The sequence below is a fragment of the Actinoplanes sp. NPDC023714 genome (assembly GCF_040639855.1).
Taxonomy (GTDB): Bacteria; Actinomycetota; Actinomycetes; order Mycobacteriales; family Micromonosporaceae; genus Actinoplanes.
Genome location: NZ_JBFAAR010000003.1, coordinates 704,233 through 720,033 on the forward strand (window position 1 = coordinate 704,233; position 15,801 = coordinate 720,033).

General features: G+C 72.0%; 14 protein-coding genes. 7 read left to right on the plus strand and 7 right to left on the minus strand.

All coding sequences use genetic code 11. The features are described from left to right. Positions 1-8: 8 nt before the first annotated feature. Both AB0G10_RS18555 and AB0G10_RS18560 read right to left on the minus strand, forming a co-directional pair. On the minus strand, positions 9-1,577 hold the full coding sequence (locus AB0G10_RS18555; RefSeq protein WP_360922602.1) for a succinic semialdehyde dehydrogenase: 1,569 nt from the start codon (positions 1,575-1,577) through the stop codon (positions 9-11). Next, on the minus strand, positions 1,574-2,923 hold the full coding sequence (locus AB0G10_RS18560; protein ID WP_360922605.1) for a cytochrome P450: 1,350 nt from the start codon (positions 2,921-2,923) through the stop codon (positions 1,574-1,576). Before AB0G10_RS18560 ends, AB0G10_RS18555 begins: the two co-directional genes overlap by 4 nt. Positions 2,924-3,004: 81 nt before the next feature. Between AB0G10_RS18560 and AB0G10_RS18565 the strand changes: the two genes are divergently transcribed. Then, positions 3,005-3,607: a TetR/AcrR family transcriptional regulator gene (locus AB0G10_RS18565; protein WP_360922607.1), complete on the plus strand. Its 603-nt coding sequence runs from the start codon at positions 3,005-3,007 to the stop codon at positions 3,605-3,607. A gap of 10 nt (positions 3,608-3,617) precedes the next feature. Here AB0G10_RS18565 and AB0G10_RS18570 read toward each other — a convergent pair whose 3' ends face one another. Further along, positions 3,618-3,980 (minus strand): MerR family transcriptional regulator, encoded by a 363-nt coding sequence (locus tag AB0G10_RS18570; RefSeq protein WP_360922610.1) that lies wholly within the window; start codon positions 3,978-3,980, stop codon positions 3,618-3,620. Between the two features lie 57 nt (positions 3,981-4,037). Between AB0G10_RS18570 and AB0G10_RS18575 the strand changes: the two genes are divergently transcribed. The 3 genes from AB0G10_RS18575 (at position 4,038) to AB0G10_RS18585 (ending at position 8,010) form a co-directional block, all read left to right on the plus strand. Continuing rightward, positions 4,038-4,748: an SDR family oxidoreductase gene (locus AB0G10_RS18575; RefSeq protein WP_360922613.1), complete on the plus strand. Its 711-nt coding sequence runs from the start codon at positions 4,038-4,040 to the stop codon at positions 4,746-4,748. Positions 4,749-4,843: 95 nt separating this feature from the next. After that, positions 4,844-6,433 (plus strand): MFS transporter, encoded by a 1,590-nt coding sequence (locus AB0G10_RS18580; RefSeq protein WP_360922616.1) that lies wholly within the window; start codon positions 4,844-4,846, stop codon positions 6,431-6,433. Positions 6,434-6,441: 8 nt separating this feature from the next. Next, on the plus strand, positions 6,442-8,010 hold the full coding sequence (locus AB0G10_RS18585) for a GMC family oxidoreductase (protein ID WP_360922619.1): 1,569 nt from the start codon (positions 6,442-6,444) through the stop codon (positions 8,008-8,010). Here AB0G10_RS18585 and AB0G10_RS18590 read toward each other — a convergent pair. Together AB0G10_RS18590 and AB0G10_RS18595 are read right to left on the minus strand one after the other, a co-directional pair. Next, positions 7,996-9,048: a cytochrome d ubiquinol oxidase subunit II gene (locus tag AB0G10_RS18590; protein ID WP_360922622.1), complete on the minus strand. Its 1,053-nt coding sequence runs from the start codon at positions 9,046-9,048 to the stop codon at positions 7,996-7,998. The two genes, AB0G10_RS18585 and AB0G10_RS18590, sit on opposite strands and share 15 nt — an antisense overlap. Then, positions 9,045-10,457 (minus strand): cytochrome ubiquinol oxidase subunit I, encoded by a 1,413-nt coding sequence (locus AB0G10_RS18595; protein ID WP_360923063.1) that lies wholly within the window; start codon positions 10,455-10,457, stop codon positions 9,045-9,047. The genes AB0G10_RS18590 and AB0G10_RS18595 overlap by 4 nt, the downstream gene beginning before the upstream one ends. Before the next feature lie 95 nt (positions 10,458-10,552). On the opposite strand from AB0G10_RS18595, the gene AB0G10_RS18600 reads away from it, so the two are divergent. Together AB0G10_RS18600 and AB0G10_RS18605 are read left to right on the plus strand one after the other, a co-directional pair. Further along, a complete protein-coding gene (locus tag AB0G10_RS18600; RefSeq protein ID WP_360922625.1) occupies positions 10,553-11,872 on the plus strand; it encodes an NAD(P)/FAD-dependent oxidoreductase in 1,320 nt (439 codons plus the stop codon). Further along, positions 11,850-13,250, plus strand: coding sequence for a glucose-6-phosphate dehydrogenase (locus AB0G10_RS18605; protein ID WP_360922628.1), 1,401 nt, complete (start codon positions 11,850-11,852; stop codon positions 13,248-13,250). The genes AB0G10_RS18600 and AB0G10_RS18605 overlap by 23 nt, the downstream gene beginning before the upstream one ends. On the opposite strand, the gene AB0G10_RS18610 is transcribed toward AB0G10_RS18605, so the two are convergent. Beyond that, positions 13,211-14,359, minus strand: coding sequence for a glycosyltransferase (locus AB0G10_RS18610; protein ID WP_360922631.1), 1,149 nt, complete (start codon positions 14,357-14,359; stop codon positions 13,211-13,213). The genes AB0G10_RS18605 and AB0G10_RS18610 overlap by 40 nt on opposite strands. Before the next feature lie 34 nt (positions 14,360-14,393). Between AB0G10_RS18610 and AB0G10_RS18615 the strand changes: the two genes are divergently transcribed. Then, complete coding sequence (locus AB0G10_RS18615; protein WP_360922634.1) at positions 14,394-15,059, plus strand: DUF998 domain-containing protein; 666 nt, start codon at positions 14,394-14,396, stop codon at positions 15,057-15,059. Here AB0G10_RS18615 and AB0G10_RS18620 read toward each other — a convergent pair. Continuing rightward, positions 14,947-15,750, minus strand: coding sequence for a glycosyltransferase family A protein (locus tag AB0G10_RS18620; protein ID WP_360922637.1), 804 nt, complete (start codon positions 15,748-15,750; stop codon positions 14,947-14,949). The two genes, AB0G10_RS18615 and AB0G10_RS18620, sit on opposite strands and share 113 nt — an antisense overlap. Between the last annotated feature and the right edge of the window lie 51 nt (positions 15,751-15,801).

The window sequence follows — 15,801 nt, forward strand, 5'->3', positions numbered from 1 at the left end:
CTTCCGCTCTATCGGATGCGCAACCTCCGCAGCAGCCTCAGCTGCCGGTTGCCGAGTGCCACGAACGACTCGGTGCGCCCGCCCGGCGGCGGGCCGAGCGGGCCGAGACGCGAGACCGCGACGGTCTGCGCGTCGGTGAACCGGCGGATGCCCTCGGCGCCGTGCCGCCGGCCCAGGCCGCTGTCCCCGCGCCCGCCCATCGGCGCCTCCACGGTGGCGATCGCGAGGCCCGCGCCGTCGTTGACGTTCACGGCGCCGGAGCGGATCCGGCGGGCCATCGCCGCGGCCGTGACCGTGTCGGCGCTGAAGATGCCGGCCGACAGGCCCTGCCGGCCGCGGTTGGCGACCTCGATCGCCTCGGCGTCGCCGTCCACCCGGTGCAGGGCCACGACCGGCCCGAACGTCTCGCCGAGGCACAGGTCCATCTCGTCGGTGACGCCGGCCAGCACGGTGGGCTGGTAGGCGAACGGGCCGATGTCGGGGCGGGCGCGGCCACCGGCCAGCACCGTGGCGCCCTTCGCGACGGCGTCCCGCACGTGCGCCTCGACCCGGTCGAGCTGGGCCCGGCCGGCGAGCGGGCCGAGGTCGTACCCAAAACCGAGGCCCTGGCCGAGCCGCTGCCCGCTGGTGGCCGCGAGCAGCCGCTCGGTGAACGCGTCGTAGACCCCGCGATGCACGATCACGCGCTCGATGTGGATGCACATCTGGCCGCTGTTGGCGAACGCCGCGTCGACGGTGCCGCGGGCGGCCAGATCGAGGTCGGCGTCGGCGCGCACGATCAGCGGGTTCTTGCCGCCCAGCTCCAGGGAGGCGCCGATGAGCCGGCGCGCGGCCCGCTCGGCGACCAGCCGGCCGGTCGCGGTGGAGCCGGTGAAGCAGACGTAGTCGGCGGCGTCGACGACCGCGGCGCCGATCACCGGGCCGTCGCCGGTGACGACCTGCCAGACGTTCTCCGGCAGGCCCGCCTCGGCCAGCAGCGCCCGCGCCCACAGCAGGGTCAGCGGGGTCTGCTCGTCCGCCTTGCTCACCGCGGTGTTGCCGGCCAGCAGCGCCGGGATCAGGTCGGCGACGCCGAGGTAGAGCGGGTAGTTCCAGGGCGAGATGATCCCGACGACGCCCTTCGGCAGGCGGACCTCGGTGACCCGGGTCAGCACCGGCACCGGCGGGCGCACCGGGCGGTCCTCCAGGTAGGTGCGGCCGTGCCGGGCGTAGTGCCGGGCCACCGTGCCCAGCAGCAGGACCTCCTGCCAGGCGTGCAGGCGGGCCTTGCCGACCTCCCACTGGATCAGGTCGAGCACCTCGTCCTGGCGCTCGACGAGCAGGTCGTGGAAGCGCAGGACCACCGCGGCGCGGGCCCGGTAGGACAGCGCGGCCCACGCCCGCTGCGCCTCGCGGGCACGCTCCGCCGCGGCGTCGACCTCCTTCACCCCGCACGCCGGGACCGCGACGCTCGGCAGCGCGTCGAACGGAGCGGTCGCGGTCCTCGTACCCTCGCTGCCGCCTTTGACCCATCGGCGCAACGACGCGAGCCTCGCGTCGGTGAGCCAGGCCGGACGGTGGGCGCTGACCGCGCTCATGCGTTCTCCCGCAGGACTATCGGCTGGCCGTCCTTCGGGAACGGCAGCGAATGGTGATCCAGCGGCGGCAGGTACGCCGGATCGACGCTCCAGTGGTATCGGCGCAGCAGCCGATGCATGATCGCCTTGACCTCGAGGCCGGCGAACCAGAGGCCGATGCACTTGTGCACGCCGCCGCCGAACGGCTCCCAGGCGAACCGGTGCGAGCGGTCCTCCCGGCGCCCCGGCGCGAACCTCTCCGGGTCGAAGACCATCGGATTGGTCCAGTACTCCTCCATGAGGTGGGTGAACTGGATGCCGAGCGCGCACATGGTGCCGGCCGGGATCCGCGTCCCCTGCACGACGGTGTCCTTGACGGTGTAGCGGACCAGCACCGGAACCGGCGCCCGCAGCCGCAGCGCCTCCCGCATCACGAGGTCGATCGCGACCAGCGACTCCAGCTCGGCCCGGTCCGGCGCCGGACCCAGCGCCATCGCCTCGTCCCGGCACCGCCGCTGCCAGTCCGGGTGCTGGCCCAGGTATTGCAGGATCGTCGCGGTCGTGATGGTCGACGTGTCGTGCGCCGCCATCATCAGGAAGATCATGTGGTTGATGACGTCGTCGTCGGAGAAGCGCTCGCCGTCCTCGGTCTCGATGTGGCAGAGCACCGAGAAGATGTCCTCGGTCAGCGTGGCCCGCTTCGCCGGCAGGTAGCCGCGCAGGAAGTCCTCGAGCACCCGCCGGGCGCGGTAGGCGCGGCCCCACCGGGTGAACGGCACGTCCGCCCGGACCACCCCGGCGGCGGCCTGCACGCAGGCGAGGAACGCCCGGTTGACCCGTTCCATCCCGGCCCGGCCGGTGTCCCGCGCGCCGCCCATGAACAGGTCCGCGGCGATGTCGAGGGTGAGCTGCTTGAGCCGCCAGTGCGCCGGGAACCGCCGGCCGGCCTCCCAGCCCCGCAGGCCCCGCTCGATCGCCGGGTGCAGCCGGCGGGTGTAGCCGTCCAGCCGCTCCGGGGTGAACGCCTCCTGCATGATCCGCCGATGGCCGTGGTGCACGTCGAAGTCGATGAGCATGAGGCCGCCGTGGAAGAACGGCCCGACCAGCTGCGACCAGGCCGGCTCGTTGGCGAACGCCTTGTCCCGGTTCTGCAGCGCCTCGCCGCAGGCGTCCGGGCCGAGCAGCATCACGGTGTTCCGGCCCAGCATGTACGCCGGGGCGACCGGCCCGTAGTGTTCCCAGTGCCGCCGGTAGAGCCGGACCGGATCACGCTGGTAGTCGAAGAACGCGCCGATCCAGGGCAGCCCCCGGTCCTCGCGGCGCAGCGGAGCGACGCGGCGCGTCCCGTCCCGAATCTCAGCCGTCATTGGCCACCTCCGGTATCGACCAGCGTGATTCGGGAAGCGTGTCCTGTCAATGTTCCGGGCGCGCTGTGGCATGGTGGGCGCATGGCGGTCCAGTCAGGGATCTACCGGGGCGTCAGCGCCGCCGACCGGGTGGCCGCACGCCGCGACAGGCTGCTCGCCGCGGCCCTCACGGTCTGGGCCGACCCGCTGACCCGGACGACGATGACGGCCGTCTGCGCCGAGGCCGGGCTCAGCGAGCGCTACTTCTACGAGAGCTTCACCGGCCTGGAATCGCTGCTCGAAGCCGTGATGTCGGCGATCGCCGCCGAGATCGAGACGACGAGCCGCGCCGCCGCCGACGCCGCCGGCGACGATCCGGTGGCGCGGGTGCGCGCGGCGGTGCGGGCCTTCATGGACCTCCTCACCGACGATCCGCGCAAGGGCCGCGTCGCGATCGTGGAGTCGGTGGCGGTGCCCAAGCTGCGGCAGCGGCGCACCGAATTGTTGCGCCATCTGGCACATCAGTCGGCGCTGGAGTGTTCGGGCGCTCACGACTCCACCGCGACCGCCGACGAGATCGGCGGCATGCTCTTCATCGGCGGCATGGCCGAGCTGATAACCGCCTGGCTCGACGGCGTCCTCGTCGCCTCCCCGGACGAGATCGTGGAGGCAGCCTCACGCGCGTTGCTGGGCCTCTACCGCTGAGGTCGCCCGGTCAGACGTAGTCGCACTGCGGGTTGGGGCGCGACGTCATGTCGATGATGTCGTCGAGGCGGTCGCGGGCCAGGATCAGCTCGGCGATCTGGGTGTTGATCCGGTCGCGTTCGGCGACCAGGCGCTCGCGCGACTCCGGGGTGCTCACCTGGGCGTCCACGCACGGCAGCAGCTCGGCGATGGTCCTGCTGGACAGGCCCGCGGCGTAGAGCTGCTGGATCAGCCGGACCCGGTTGACCGCCGCGTCGCCGTAGAGCCGCTGGCCGCTGCCGCTGCGGGTGGAGGCCAGCAGGCCCTGCTCCTCGTAGTAGCGCAGCGCCCGCACGCTGACGTCCGTCCTGGTCGCCAGATCCCCGATCCGCACGTGATCCACCTCGCAACACTTGCCTCTGACGTCAACGTGAGGTTTTAGCGTAGCGGCATGCAGATCGAAGGAACAAAAGCCCTGGTGACCGGCGCCAACCGCGGACTCGGCAAGGCGTTCGCCGAAGCCCTCCTCGCCCGCGGCGCCGCCACCGTCTACGCGACCGCCCGCCGGCCCGAGCTCATCGACATCCCCGGCGTCGTCCCGCTCCGGCTGGACGTCACCGACCAGGCGTCCATCGACGCCGCGGCGGCCGAGGTGGGCGACCTCGACATCCTGATCAACAACGCCGGCATCTCCACCGAGGCCCCGCTGCTCGGCCCGTCGACCGAGAACATCCGCCGCGAGTTCGACACCAACTTCTGGGGCACCCTCGACGTCACCCGGGCGTTCGCCCCGCGGCTGGCCGGCGGCGCCATCCTCAACGTCATCTCGGCGCTGAGCTGGTACGCCTTCGCCCCGTCCAGCAACGGCTACGCCGCCTCGAAGGCCGCCATGTGGTCGCTCACGAACGGCGTCCGGCTGGAGCTGGCCGACCAGAAGACGCAGGTCACCGCCCTGGCGCTGGCGATCGCCGACACCGACATGATGGCCGGGTACGACATCCCCAAGCTCCCGCCACACGCCGTGGTGGCCCAGGCCCTCGACGGCCTCGAGGCGGGCAAGCTCGAAGTGATCGCCGACGCGCCCACCGCCAACGTGAAGGCCTCGCTCTCCCGCGACCCGGCCCTGTTCTACGCCGACATCCCGGGCGCCCTCTTCGGCTGACGCCGTTTCCGCGGTTCACCCTGACCGGACGATGCGCGGGCCCCCTTCACGCGCGAGGTTGATGCCATTGCGGCCTGTCGAGGGGGGCGAGCGTCGTGGCGGACACCGACCGCGTTGCTGGTGTGAAAGGGACGGCCGAGGCGCCGGCGCGTGCCGGGCTGGTGCTGACCGCGCTGATCGTGGTGGCCGGGGTGGCCAACCTGAACCTGTCGGTGGCGAACGTGGCGCTGCCGTCGATCGGCCGGGCGTTCGACTCGTCGCAGACGGCGCTCGACCTGATCGCGGTCGGCTACTCGCTCGGCCTCGCGGCGTCGGTGCTCTACCTGGGCGCGCTCGGCGACCGGTACGGCCGCAAGCTGATGCTGCTGCTGGGCATGGGCCTGTCCGTCCCGGCCTGCCTGCTCGCCGCCTACGCGCCCAGCGACACGGTGCTGTTCCTGGCCCGGCTGCTGGGCGGCTTCTCGGCCGGCCTCGCCTATCCGACCACCCTCGCCCTGATCACCGCCCTGTGGGCGGGCGCGGGCCGGACGAAGTCGATCGCGCTGTGGTCGGCGATCGGCGGCGGCATCGCCGCGCTCGGCCCGCTGGTGGCCGGCGCGCTGCTGCAGAACTTCTGGTGGGGCTCGGTCTTCCTGATCACCCTGCCGCTCGTGGTGATCGCGCTGCTGCTCGCCTGGTTCCTGGTGCCGAGCGGGGTGAACGAGACCGACGACCCGGTCGACAACCTGGGCGGCGTGCTGTCGGTGGTGCTGGTCGGCTCGCTGATCCTGGCGATCAACTTCGCGCCGGTGCCGAACAAGGGCGCGCTCACCCTCGGGATGGCCGCGATCGCCCTGGCCGCCCTCGTCGGGTTCGTGCTGCGGCAGCGGGTCGCCCGCAATCCGCTGTACGAACTGCACGTGGCCGGCCGGCGGGTGTTCTGGGTGGCCGCCTGCGCCGGCGTGATCGTGTTCGGGTCGCTGATGGGCTCGGCGTTCGTGAGCCAGCAGTACCTGCAGAACGTGCTCGGCTACTCGACGCTGGAGGCCGGCGCCGCGTTCCTGCCGGCGGTCGTGCTGATGGTGCTGGTGGCGCCCCGCTCGGCCCGGCTCGTGGAGACCCGCGGGGCCCGGTTCACCCTGCTCTGCGGGTACGTCTCCCTGCTGCTGGCCTTCGGCTGGATGCTGGTGTTCTGGCAGGACGACAGCCGGTACTGGCAGATCGGCCTGGCCTACGCGTTCGTCGGCGTCGGGGTCGGCCTCGCCGGCACCCCGGCGTCGCACTCGCTGACCGGCTCGGTGCCGGTGCGCCGGGCCGGCATGGCGTCCGGCACCGCCGACCTGCAACGCGACCTGGGCGGCGCGATCCTGCAGTCGGTGTTCGGTGCGCTGCTGACCGCCGGGTACGCGTCGGCGTTCGCGGCCACCCTGGCCGTCACGCCGGACGCCGAGAACATGAGCGGCGACATGCGCAACGTGCTCACCAAGTCGTTCTCCAGCGCCGCCGACGCGGCCCAGCAGTATCCGCAGTACGCCGGCCAGATCACCGCCGCGGCGAAGACGTCGTTCCTGGACGGCGCCGACTGGGCGTACACGGCGGGCATCCTCGCCATCCTGGCCGGCGCCCTCCTGGTCTTCTTCCTGTTCCCCCGCAAGGAGCAGGAGCGGCAGCTCCTCGCGGACTACCACACGGAGGACAACGGATAGGGGAGAGCATGCAGCACGCGGACGTGATCATCATCGGTACCGGCGCCGGTGGGGGCACCCTGGCACACCGGCTGGCGGCCACCGGCAAACGGATTCTGATCCTGGAGCGCGGGGATTACCTACCCCGGGAACGGGACAACTGGGAATCGACGGCGGTGTTCGTGAAAGGCAAATACCGCGCGCCGGAGTTCTGGCTGGACAGACACGGCCACGAGTTCCCACCCGAAGTGAACTACTACGTCGGCGGGAACACCAAGTTCTACGGCGCGGCGCTGTTCCGGCTGCGCCCGCAGGATTTCGGCGAGATCCGCCATCACGGGGGGATCTCCCCGGCCTGGCCGATCACCTACGACGATCTGGAGCCCTACTACTGCGAGGCCGAGCATCTGTACGGGGTGCACGGCCTGCACGGCGAGGATCCGACAGCGGGCAAGGCGAGCCGGCCCTACCCGCACGCGCCGGTGCAGCACGAGCCCCGCATCCAGGAGCTCAGCGACAACCTGGAGAAGCTCGGCCGGCACCCGTTCCACCTGCCGATCGGCGTGAACCTGAGCCAGAACGCGGCCGGCCACCCGGCCCACGGCAGCGCCTGCATCCGGTGCGACCGGGTGGACGGTTTCCCGTGCCTGCTGGACGCCAAGTCGGACGCCCAGGTCCGGTGCGTCGACCCGGCCCTGGAGCACGACAACGTCTCGCTGGTCACCAACGCGTACGTGGAACGGCTGGAGACCGACCCGACCGGCCGCGCGGTCAGCGCGGTGATCGCCCGGGTGAACGGCGAGGAGCAGCGGTTCAGCGCCGACATCGTGGTGGTCGCGTGCGGCGCGGTCAACTCGGCGGCCCTGCTGCTGCGCTCGGCGAACGACAGGCACCCGCGCGGGCTGGCCAACGGCTCGGACGTGGTCGGCCGGCACTACATGCGGCACAACAACCTGGCCGTCATGGCGGTCTCCCGGGAACCCAACCCGACCCGCTTCCAGAAGACCCTGGCGCTGCACGACTGGTACTTCGCCTCGGAGGAGTGGGAGTTCCCGATGGGCGGCATCCAGATGCTCGGCAAGTCCGACGCCGAGCAGATCCGGGCGAACGCCCCGCGGATGGCCGGCAAGCTGTCCCCGGAGATGCCGTTCGAGGTGCTCGCCCACCACGCCGTCGACTTCTGGCTGTGCGGGGAGGACCTGCCCGATCCGGACAACCGGGTGACCCTCGAGGCGGACGGGCAGATCCGGCTCAGCATCGACGAGAACAACAACGCCGAGGGCGTCAAGCGGCTGCGGCACCAGTTCCAGAGCATGCTCGGCGATCTCGGGATGCACCCGCACCGGCTGCTCGACCACAGCATCTACCTGCACAAGGGGATGCCGATCGGGGCCACCGCGCACCAGGCCGGCACGGTGCGGTTCGGCACCGACCCGGCGAGTTCGGCGCTGGACGTGAACTGCCGGGCGCACGAGGTCGACAACCTCTACGTGGTGGACACCGGATTCTTCCCGAGCATCGGGGCGGTGAACCCGTCGCTGACCGCGATGGCGAACGCCCTGCGAGTCGGCGACCACCTGGCCTCACGCCTGGGCTGAGCCCTCGTGCAGGGTGGGGGCCCGCGACGTCGCCGGGTCCTCACCCAGCTCGCCCCTCTGATCCAGCCAGAACAGCAGGATCAGGGCGGGTACGACGAGCAGGAGCGCGCCGGCGGCCCAGATGAGCAGCCAGCGCAGGGTGGCCGGGCCGGCGGCGCCGTCCTGCACGGTCAGCGAGAACGGCAGCAGGTAGGGATACTGCGCGACCGCCCACGCCCACACCAGCGCCGCGATCCCGCCGGCGCCGGCCAGCCGCACGCGCCACATCCGGGTCCCGCCGGCCAGCAGGAACGTGGCGGCGAGCAGGACCAGGCTGGCGAGCAGCAGGGGCCAGCCGCGCTGGACCACCCGATCGAACATCTGCCGCTCGTCGAACCACAGCGAGATCAGCACGACGACGCCGAGCGCCAGCCCGGCCAGGCCGGCCGCGATCGCGCGGGCCCGGAAGTAGCCCTGCAGGCCGGGGGCGCCGTGCCGGCGCGCCTCGGCGGACAGGTAGACCGCCGAGACGTAGGCGCCGATCGCCACGGTGAGCAGGCCCACCAGGATCGCGGTCGGGTTGAGCCAGCTGGTGAGCTCGTCGCCGGCCGCGTTGCCGACCGGGATCCGGCCGGTCAGCACCGCGCCCACGGCCGTGCCGAGGCAGAACGGGGTGAGGAACGAGCCGGCCCCGAAGATCCAGCCGGCCAGGTGCCGCATCCGGGCCCGGGCCGCGTCCTTGCTCATCGCGAAGCCGGCCGCCCGCAGCACGATGCCGAGCAGGGCGAACGCGAGCGGGATGTAGAGCGTGGACATCACCGACGCGAAGGTGCTGCCGAAGCCCGTCCAGCAGAGCACGAGCACGTAGATCAGCCAGACGTGGTTCGCCTCCCAGACCGGGGTGACGGCGTTGTCGATCAGCGACCGGGGCCGGCGTCCGCGGTCCCGGCCGCCGGCCGTGAGGTCCCAGAAGCCCGCGCCGTAGTCGGCGATGCCCGTGCAGGCGTACAGGGTGAGGGCCAGCACCATGATCCCGGCCACCACGACGGCGGTGTTCATCGCTCCGCACCCTCCTCCACGGCGGGCCGGGGGCCGTAGACGGCGAGGTCGTCGTCGGTCCGATCGGTCCGGCGCCAGCGCCGCGACATGGCCCGCAACACGGTGATCGTGCCGATCGCCAGCGACAGGTAGAGCAGCGCGATCAGGCTGAAGCTGATCCACAGGGTGCCGGCGTCGGTGTTGGTGACCGCTTCCTCCGTACGCATGATGTTGTAGACGATCCAGGGCTGGCGGCCGACCTCGGTGACGATCCAGCCGGCCTCCACGGCGATGTAGGTGAGCACCCCGGCGCTCGCGGCGAACCACAGGAAGAGGCGGTTGCCGGGCACGTCGCGCCGCCGCCAGTACGCGATGAAGAACCAGAACGCCAGCAGGAGCAGCACCGTGCCGACGCCGACCATGATGTCGAACGCCCAGTGCACGACGGTGACGTTCGACGGGCGGTTCTCCGGCGGCACCTGATCGAGACCGGGGACGTACGTGTCCACGCTGCCCCCGGCGAGCCACGAGTTCAGCCCGGGGATGGAGATGCCGCCCTCGACCGTGTTGGTGGCGCTGTCGTAGCGGCCGAACAGCACCTCCGCCTGGTGGGTGCCGGAGTCGGTGACCACCTCCATGGCCGCGAACTTGGCCGGCTGGTCCTCGAAGACGGCGACCGCGGTCAGGTCGCCGACCACGAACTGCACCGGCGTCAGCACCGTGGCGATGGTCAGCGGGATGAGGACGCCGAGCCGGTGGTAGCGGTCCCGGCGGTCCTTCAGCCACCCGACCACGTAGATCGACGCGACGGTGAACCCGGCGGCCATGTACGCCGCCACGAGGAAGTGCCCCAGCTCGTACGGAAGCGCGTCGTTGAAGATCGCCGCGATCGGATCGACGTTCGTGATCTGGTTGTTCTCGTCGATGGTGAAGCCGGCCGGCATGTTCATCCAGGCGTTCGCCGAGATGATCGAGAAGGCGCCGCCGATCGCCACGAACGGGATCGGCAGGCCCAGCCAGAAGTGGGTCCACGGCTGCAGCCGCCGCCAGCCGTAGATGTAGATGGCGACCAGGATGGCCTCCAGGAAGAACAGCACCCCCTCGATCGCGAACGGCAGCCCGAACACCTCGCCGAACCGGCCGGTCAGCCCCGGCCAGAGCAGGCCCATCTCGAACGACAGCACGGTCCCGGAGGCGGCGCCCACGGCGAAGGTCAGGCCCGCGGCGTGCGACCAGCGGCGGGCCAGCGTGAGCGCGACCGGGTCGTTGCGTCTCAGCCCCTTGAAGTTCGCGATCAGCATCATCGTCGGCAGCGCGATCCCGAACGGCACGAAGACGATGTGGAACATCAGGGTCAGCGCCATCTGCTCCCGGGCCGGCAGCAGCTGGGCGGGAGCGGCGAGCAGGTCGGCATCCACGGACTCCACCATGGACACCGCCGGGACCGGCCACCTCATCCGCCCGGGATGAGGCCTGCCGCCCGGCACCGGATCGACGATGTGCGTCGCGAGTGAGGAGTCAACGCATGGTCGACCTGACCCAGGTAGTGATCATCGGCGCCGGCTTCGCGGGGGTGGCATGTGCGCGGCGGCTCGCTACCGACCCGCGGGTCCGGGTCACCATCGTGGACCGCAACGGCTACCACCAGTTCCAGCCGCTGCTCTACCAGATCGCCACGGCCGAGCTGGCGCCCCGCGACATCCGCTTCGACCTGGACGCGATGTTCACCCGGCACGCCACCGTGCAGGCCCGGACCGGCGAGGTGGTGGAGATCGACCCGCGCGCCCGGTCGGTGCGGCTCGCCGACGGCGGCACGCTCACCGCCGACGTGCTGGTGCTGGGCGCCGGCGCGCAGCCGAACTTCTTCCACACGCCCGGCGCCGAGCAGCACGCCGTGCCGCTCTACAGCCTCGGCGACGCCGAGCGGGTCCGCGGCCGGATCCTCGAGCTGTTCCGGGACACCGCGGCCAAGCCGGAGCTGGCCGAGGACGGCACGCTCACCTTCGTGGTGGTCGGCGGCGGCCCGACCGGCGTGGAGACCGCCGGCGCGCTGGCCGAGATCGTGCACGACGTGATGCCGCACGTCTACCCGCACCTCGCCATCGCCGGCGCCCGGGTGGTGCTCGTCGATCTCGGGCACACCGTGCTCACCGCCTTCTCCGACGACGCCCACTCCTACGCCGTCGAGCAGCTGCGGCGCCGCGGCGTCGAGCTGCGCCTCGGCGTCTCGGTCAAGGAGGTCACCCCGGAGGAGGTCACGCTCGGCGACGGCTCCCGGATCAGGACGCGTCTCGTCGTCTGGGGCGGCGGCCAGATGGCCGCGCCGGTCGCCTTCCGGTCCGGCCTGCCGCAGGGCCGCGGCGGGCGCATCGACGTACGGCCGGACCTCACGGTCCCCGGCTTCGAGAACGTCTACGCGCTCGGCGACGTCGCCAACATCCCGGGCGCCGACGGGGAGGCGCTGCCGCAACTGGGCAGCGTCGCGCAGCAGGCCGGCGACTGGGCGGCCGGCAACATCATCGCGGACCTGGAGGGCGGGCAGCGGCAGCCGTTCCACTACCGGGACAAGGGGATCATGGCGATGATCGGCCGCAAGGCCGCGGTCGCCGAGATCGGCCCGCACCGCCACGAGCTCAAGGGCCGGTTCGCCTTCGCGGCCTGGCTCGGCGTGCACGCGCAACTGCTGGCGAACGCGGGCGCCGAGATGCGCGCTTTCGTGAGCTGGCTCGACGACTTCTACGTACGGCCGGCGCACCGCTCGGCCGAGCTGCTCGATCCCGCCACGATCGACCGGCCACGCATCCGCTGGGAGGGGACCCACGATGGCACCGAACACACGGGGTGACGTCCTTGTCATCTTCGGCATCACCGGCGACCTCGCCAAGGTGATGACGTTCCGTTCGCTCTACCGGCTGGAGCTGCGCGGCCTGCTCGACTGCCCGATCGTCGGCGTCGCCGTGAACGACTGGTCCCGGGACGACCTGGTGACCCACGCCCGCGCGGCGATCGAGGGCACCGGCGAGAAGATCGAGGAGGAGGCGTTCACCCGGCTCACCGCCCGGATGAGCTACCTGAGCGGCGACTTCGGCGACCCCGGCACCTACCGGCGGATCGGCGAGGCGATCGGCGGCGCCGCCGTGCCGGTCTTCTACCTGGAGATCCCGCCGTTCCTGTTCGGCCGGGTCGCCGCCGGGCTGGCCGAGGCCGGCCTGGTCCGCAACGGCCGGGTCGTGGTGGAGAAGCCGTTCGGCCACGACACCGCCTCCGCGGTCGCCCTGGCCGCCGAGATCCACCAGCACGTGCCCGAGTCCCAGCTGTTCCGCATCGACCACTTCCTCGGCAAGATGGGCCTCGAGGAGCTGGTCTACTTCCGGTTCGCGAACACGCTGCTCGAACCGGTGTGGAACCGCAACTACGTCGAATCCGTCGAGATCACCATGGCGGAGAGCTTCGGCGTCGAGGACCGCGGCCACTTCTACGACCCGGTCGGCGCGGTCCGCGACGTGGTGGTCAACCACCTCATGCAGGTCCTCGCGGCCGGCGCCATGGAGTCGCCGGCCGGGCAGAACCCGGACATGCTCAAGAACACCCAGCTCGCCCTCTGGCGCGCGGTCGCCGAGGCGGACCCGGCCCACTACGTGCGCGGCCAGTACGACGGTTACCGCCGGATCCCCGGCGTCGCCCCGGACTCGCAGACCGAGACGTACGCGGCCATCCGCCTCGACATCGACAACTGGCGCTGGGCCGGGGTGCCGTTCTTCATCCGTACCGGCAAGCGGCTCCCGGTCACCCAGACCGAATTCCGCCTGGTCTTCAAGCGCCCGCCGAAACTCGGCCTGCGGCTGCCGGGCATGGCGCACCGCCCCGAGCCGGACCAGCTCGTGGTGAAGCTCGACCCGTCCACCGGGCTGCGCTTCGAGATGCAGGCCCACCGCTCCGACGCCGAGGGCCCCGAGGGGGTCACGCTCGACATGGAGTTCGCCGAGGAGGGCGGGGAGGGCCCGACACCGTACGAGGTGCTGCTGCACGCGGCGCTGCTCGGCAACAGCACCCGGTTCCAGCGTCAGGACGGCGTCGAGGAGACCTGGCGGATCATGCAGCCGCTCATCGACAGCCCGCCGCCGGTGGAGTCCTATGCTCCCGGCACCTGGGGCCCGGCCGGCGCCGACCGGCTGGTCGCCGGCTACGGCGGCTGGCACGGGCCGTGGGTGGCGCCCTCGTAGATCTCCATCAGGTTCCGCAGGAAGACCTCCGGCGTGTACGCCGCCGCGGCTGCCAGGCCGTCGTCGATCACCCGCTTCCGGAGCGCGTCGTCGTCGAGCATGCGCAGCAGCCCGGCGGCGAACGCGTCCGGAGTGGGGTCGCAGGTGAACCGAGGGCTTCCGCCGTCCCCGCCCGGTCGCGCGGCGAGCGCGGGGTCGGCCACGACCACCGGCAGCCCGGCCGCCTCGGCCTCGGTGAGGACGAGGCCCTGGGTGTCGGTCGTGGACGCGAAGGCCAGGACGGCGGCCGCCCCGTAGTGCTGGATCACGCGATCGTGCGGGACCGGCCCCCGTACCCAAACATGATCTTGAAGGTCGAGAGCGGCGATGCGCCGGAGCAGGTGGCGGCGCCGGCGGCGGACACCGAGCATGATCAGCGTGGTGCCGGGGCGGGTCGCGTGGACGCGGGCGAAGGCCTCCAGGAGCAGTTCCGGGTTCTTCTCGGCGGTGCCGCGCCCGACAGCCAATACGACATTCCCTGATCTTTCCGTTCTTGAAGGCTGTGTCGGGGTCGGTGTGGGCAGCACGCGGATCTCGGCCCGGGGCTCGAACACCGCGAAGCCCGCCGCCGTCTTCGGCGACGGCGCGATCGCCACCGCCATCCGCGCGAACATGGCCCGGCCGAGTTCCACCAGCCTCCGGTGCCGGATCGCGCCCGGCCTGGCCAGCTCCAGGTAATCCCCCGGCGACCAGCCCAGACGCAGCCGCAGCGCGCACCAGGCGGCGCCGGCCGGGATCTCCGGATAGACGTCGGCGTAGGCGAGCAGATCGGTGTGCCAGGTCGCCACGAGCGGCACGCCCCACGCCGCGGCGGCCCGGAAGCCGGTCATCCCGATCGGCCCGGTCGAGTGCGCGTGCACGAGATCGGCGCGTCGCGGCGTGAACGGCAGACCGACGCGCACGTCCCGCAAGGGCAGGGGCAGCGAGGGTACGGGACCCCGCAGCGGCCCGGGCCGGTAGAGGTCGACCTCGTGGCCGGCCGCGCGCAGCAGCCGCACGGTCAGCTCGGCGGAGCGCGCGACGCCGTCGGGCCGGCCGGCCCGGCTGTCGCAGAAGTGCGCGATCCTCATGTGCACTATTCAATGCCGTTCCTACGCTCGGAGGATGGCCGCCGTCTTCGGGGTACTCGCCGCGGTGCAGATGATCGTCGTGAGCACGGTGGACGGGCTGACCCAGCCCGGCTACGACGTCAGCCGCAACTGGGTCAGTCAGCTGTCGCTCGGGCCCGGCGGCTGGCTCGGCACCGCCAACCTCGCGACCTGCGGACTCTGGGTGATCCTCGGCGCGCTCGGGCTCCGGCGGCGGGCCGGCAGGGGTGCGGTGGGTCTGCTGCTCCTCTGCGGGTTCTGCCTGATCCTGCTGGCTGCCGTGCGTACCGATGCGGGGTTGGGTTTTCCGGAAGGCGTGCCCGAGGAGCACACCGCGCGCGGGCTCCTCCACCAGCTGATCTCCGTGGTGCTCGGCGTCGCGGGAATCGGCGCGGTGACCGGAATCGGACCCCGGCGGGTGGCCCGGGCGGTCGCCGGAGTCATGGCGGTGACCTTCACGGCGGCGAGCGTGCTGGTGCTGCTCGACGACGCCGGCGTGCTGCCGGGCAACCCGAGCGGGCTGCTGGAGCGGGTCGCGCTGTTCGCCGGATTCGGCTGGATCGCCCTGGTCAGTGGCCGGGCGACATGGGATTCTTGCGGCCGCCGCCGCGCACGCTTCCCCCACCCCATGCGTACGCCGCGCGCAGCGTGGGAAAGAGCGCGAGCTGAACGCGGGCCGTGACCCAGGCGCGGGCGTGGGCGCCGCCGTGCCGGCGGTAGGTCTTCTCGGTCATCAGCACGTAGTCGCGGTAGTCCCCGAACCGGTTCGCGATCCGCCGGGCCGAGGTGCCGGCCCGCATCCCGGGCGCGAACACCGCCCGCTCACCCCGCTGATGCAGGTGGATGCCGAGGTCGATGTCCTCGTGCACGCCCGGGTCGGCGCACATCAGCGGCCGGACCCGCCACCAGGCCGCCGCGCGGATCGCCATGTTCGCCCCGAGCAGCCAGTCGAGCCGCTGCCGCCGCCAGGCCAGCCGGAACAGGGCGTCACCGCCGTCGATCAGCCGGGCCATCCCGACGTCGTAGTAGTTGACCGGGCCGGTCGCGGCCTGCACCCCCTCGTCCTCGAACGTCTCCCGCACCGCCCGCGACCAGCCGGGGGAGAGGCGCGTGTCGGCGTCGATCCGCCCGATCACCTCCCCGGTCGCGGCGTCGAAGCCGAGGTTGCGGGCGTGCTGGACCCCGCGCCGGGGCTCGTGGAGCAGGGCGACCCTCCTGCTCCTGCCTTCGAGCAGGCGGAGCGTGCCGTCCTCCGACCCGTTGTCCACGACGATCACCTCGTGCACGGGCTCCTGCTGCGCGGCGATCGCGTCGAGGCAGGGGCCGAGAAACCGCTCCTCGTCGAAGACCGGCACCACGACCGAGATTCGCATCGGCACACGTCTATTCAAGCGAAGCCGCGCAATCCTCACGTTCAACCGACG

Bases quoted from the DNA above. Each gene is read 5' to 3' on its own strand.
- AB0G10_RS18555 (WP_360922602.1), bottom strand. From the start codon at position 1,577: ATGAGCGCGGTCAGCGCCCACCGTCCGGCCTGGCTCACCGACGCGAGG.
- AB0G10_RS18560 (WP_360922605.1), bottom strand. From the start codon at position 2,923: ATGACGGCTGAGATTCGGGACGGGACGCGCCGCGTCGCTCCGCTGCGC.
- AB0G10_RS18565 (WP_360922607.1), top strand. From the start codon at position 3,005: ATGGCGGTCCAGTCAGGGATCTACCGGGGCGTCAGCGCCGCCGACCGG.
- AB0G10_RS18575 (WP_360922613.1), top strand. From the start codon at position 4,038: ATGCAGATCGAAGGAACAAAAGCCCTGGTGACCGGCGCCAACCGCGGA.
- AB0G10_RS18585 (WP_360922619.1), top strand. From the start codon at position 6,442: ATGCAGCACGCGGACGTGATCATCATCGGTACCGGCGCCGGTGGGGGC.
- AB0G10_RS18590 (WP_360922622.1), bottom strand. From the start codon at position 9,048: ATGAACACCGCCGTCGTGGTGGCCGGGATCATGGTGCTGGCCCTCACC.
- AB0G10_RS18595 (WP_360923063.1), bottom strand. From the start codon at position 10,457: ATGGTGGAGTCCGTGGATGCCGACCTGCTCGCCGCTCCCGCCCAGCTG.
- AB0G10_RS18600 (WP_360922625.1), top strand. From the start codon at position 10,553: ATGGTCGACCTGACCCAGGTAGTGATCATCGGCGCCGGCTTCGCGGGG.
- AB0G10_RS18605 (WP_360922628.1), top strand. From the start codon at position 11,850: ATGGCACCGAACACACGGGGTGACGTCCTTGTCATCTTCGGCATCACC.
- AB0G10_RS18610 (WP_360922631.1), bottom strand. From the start codon at position 14,359: ATGAGGATCGCGCACTTCTGCGACAGCCGGGCCGGCCGGCCCGACGGC.
- AB0G10_RS18615 (WP_360922634.1), top strand. From the start codon at position 14,394: ATGGCCGCCGTCTTCGGGGTACTCGCCGCGGTGCAGATGATCGTCGTG.
- AB0G10_RS18620 (WP_360922637.1), bottom strand. From the start codon at position 15,750: ATGCGAATCTCGGTCGTGGTGCCGGTCTTCGACGAGGAGCGGTTTCTC.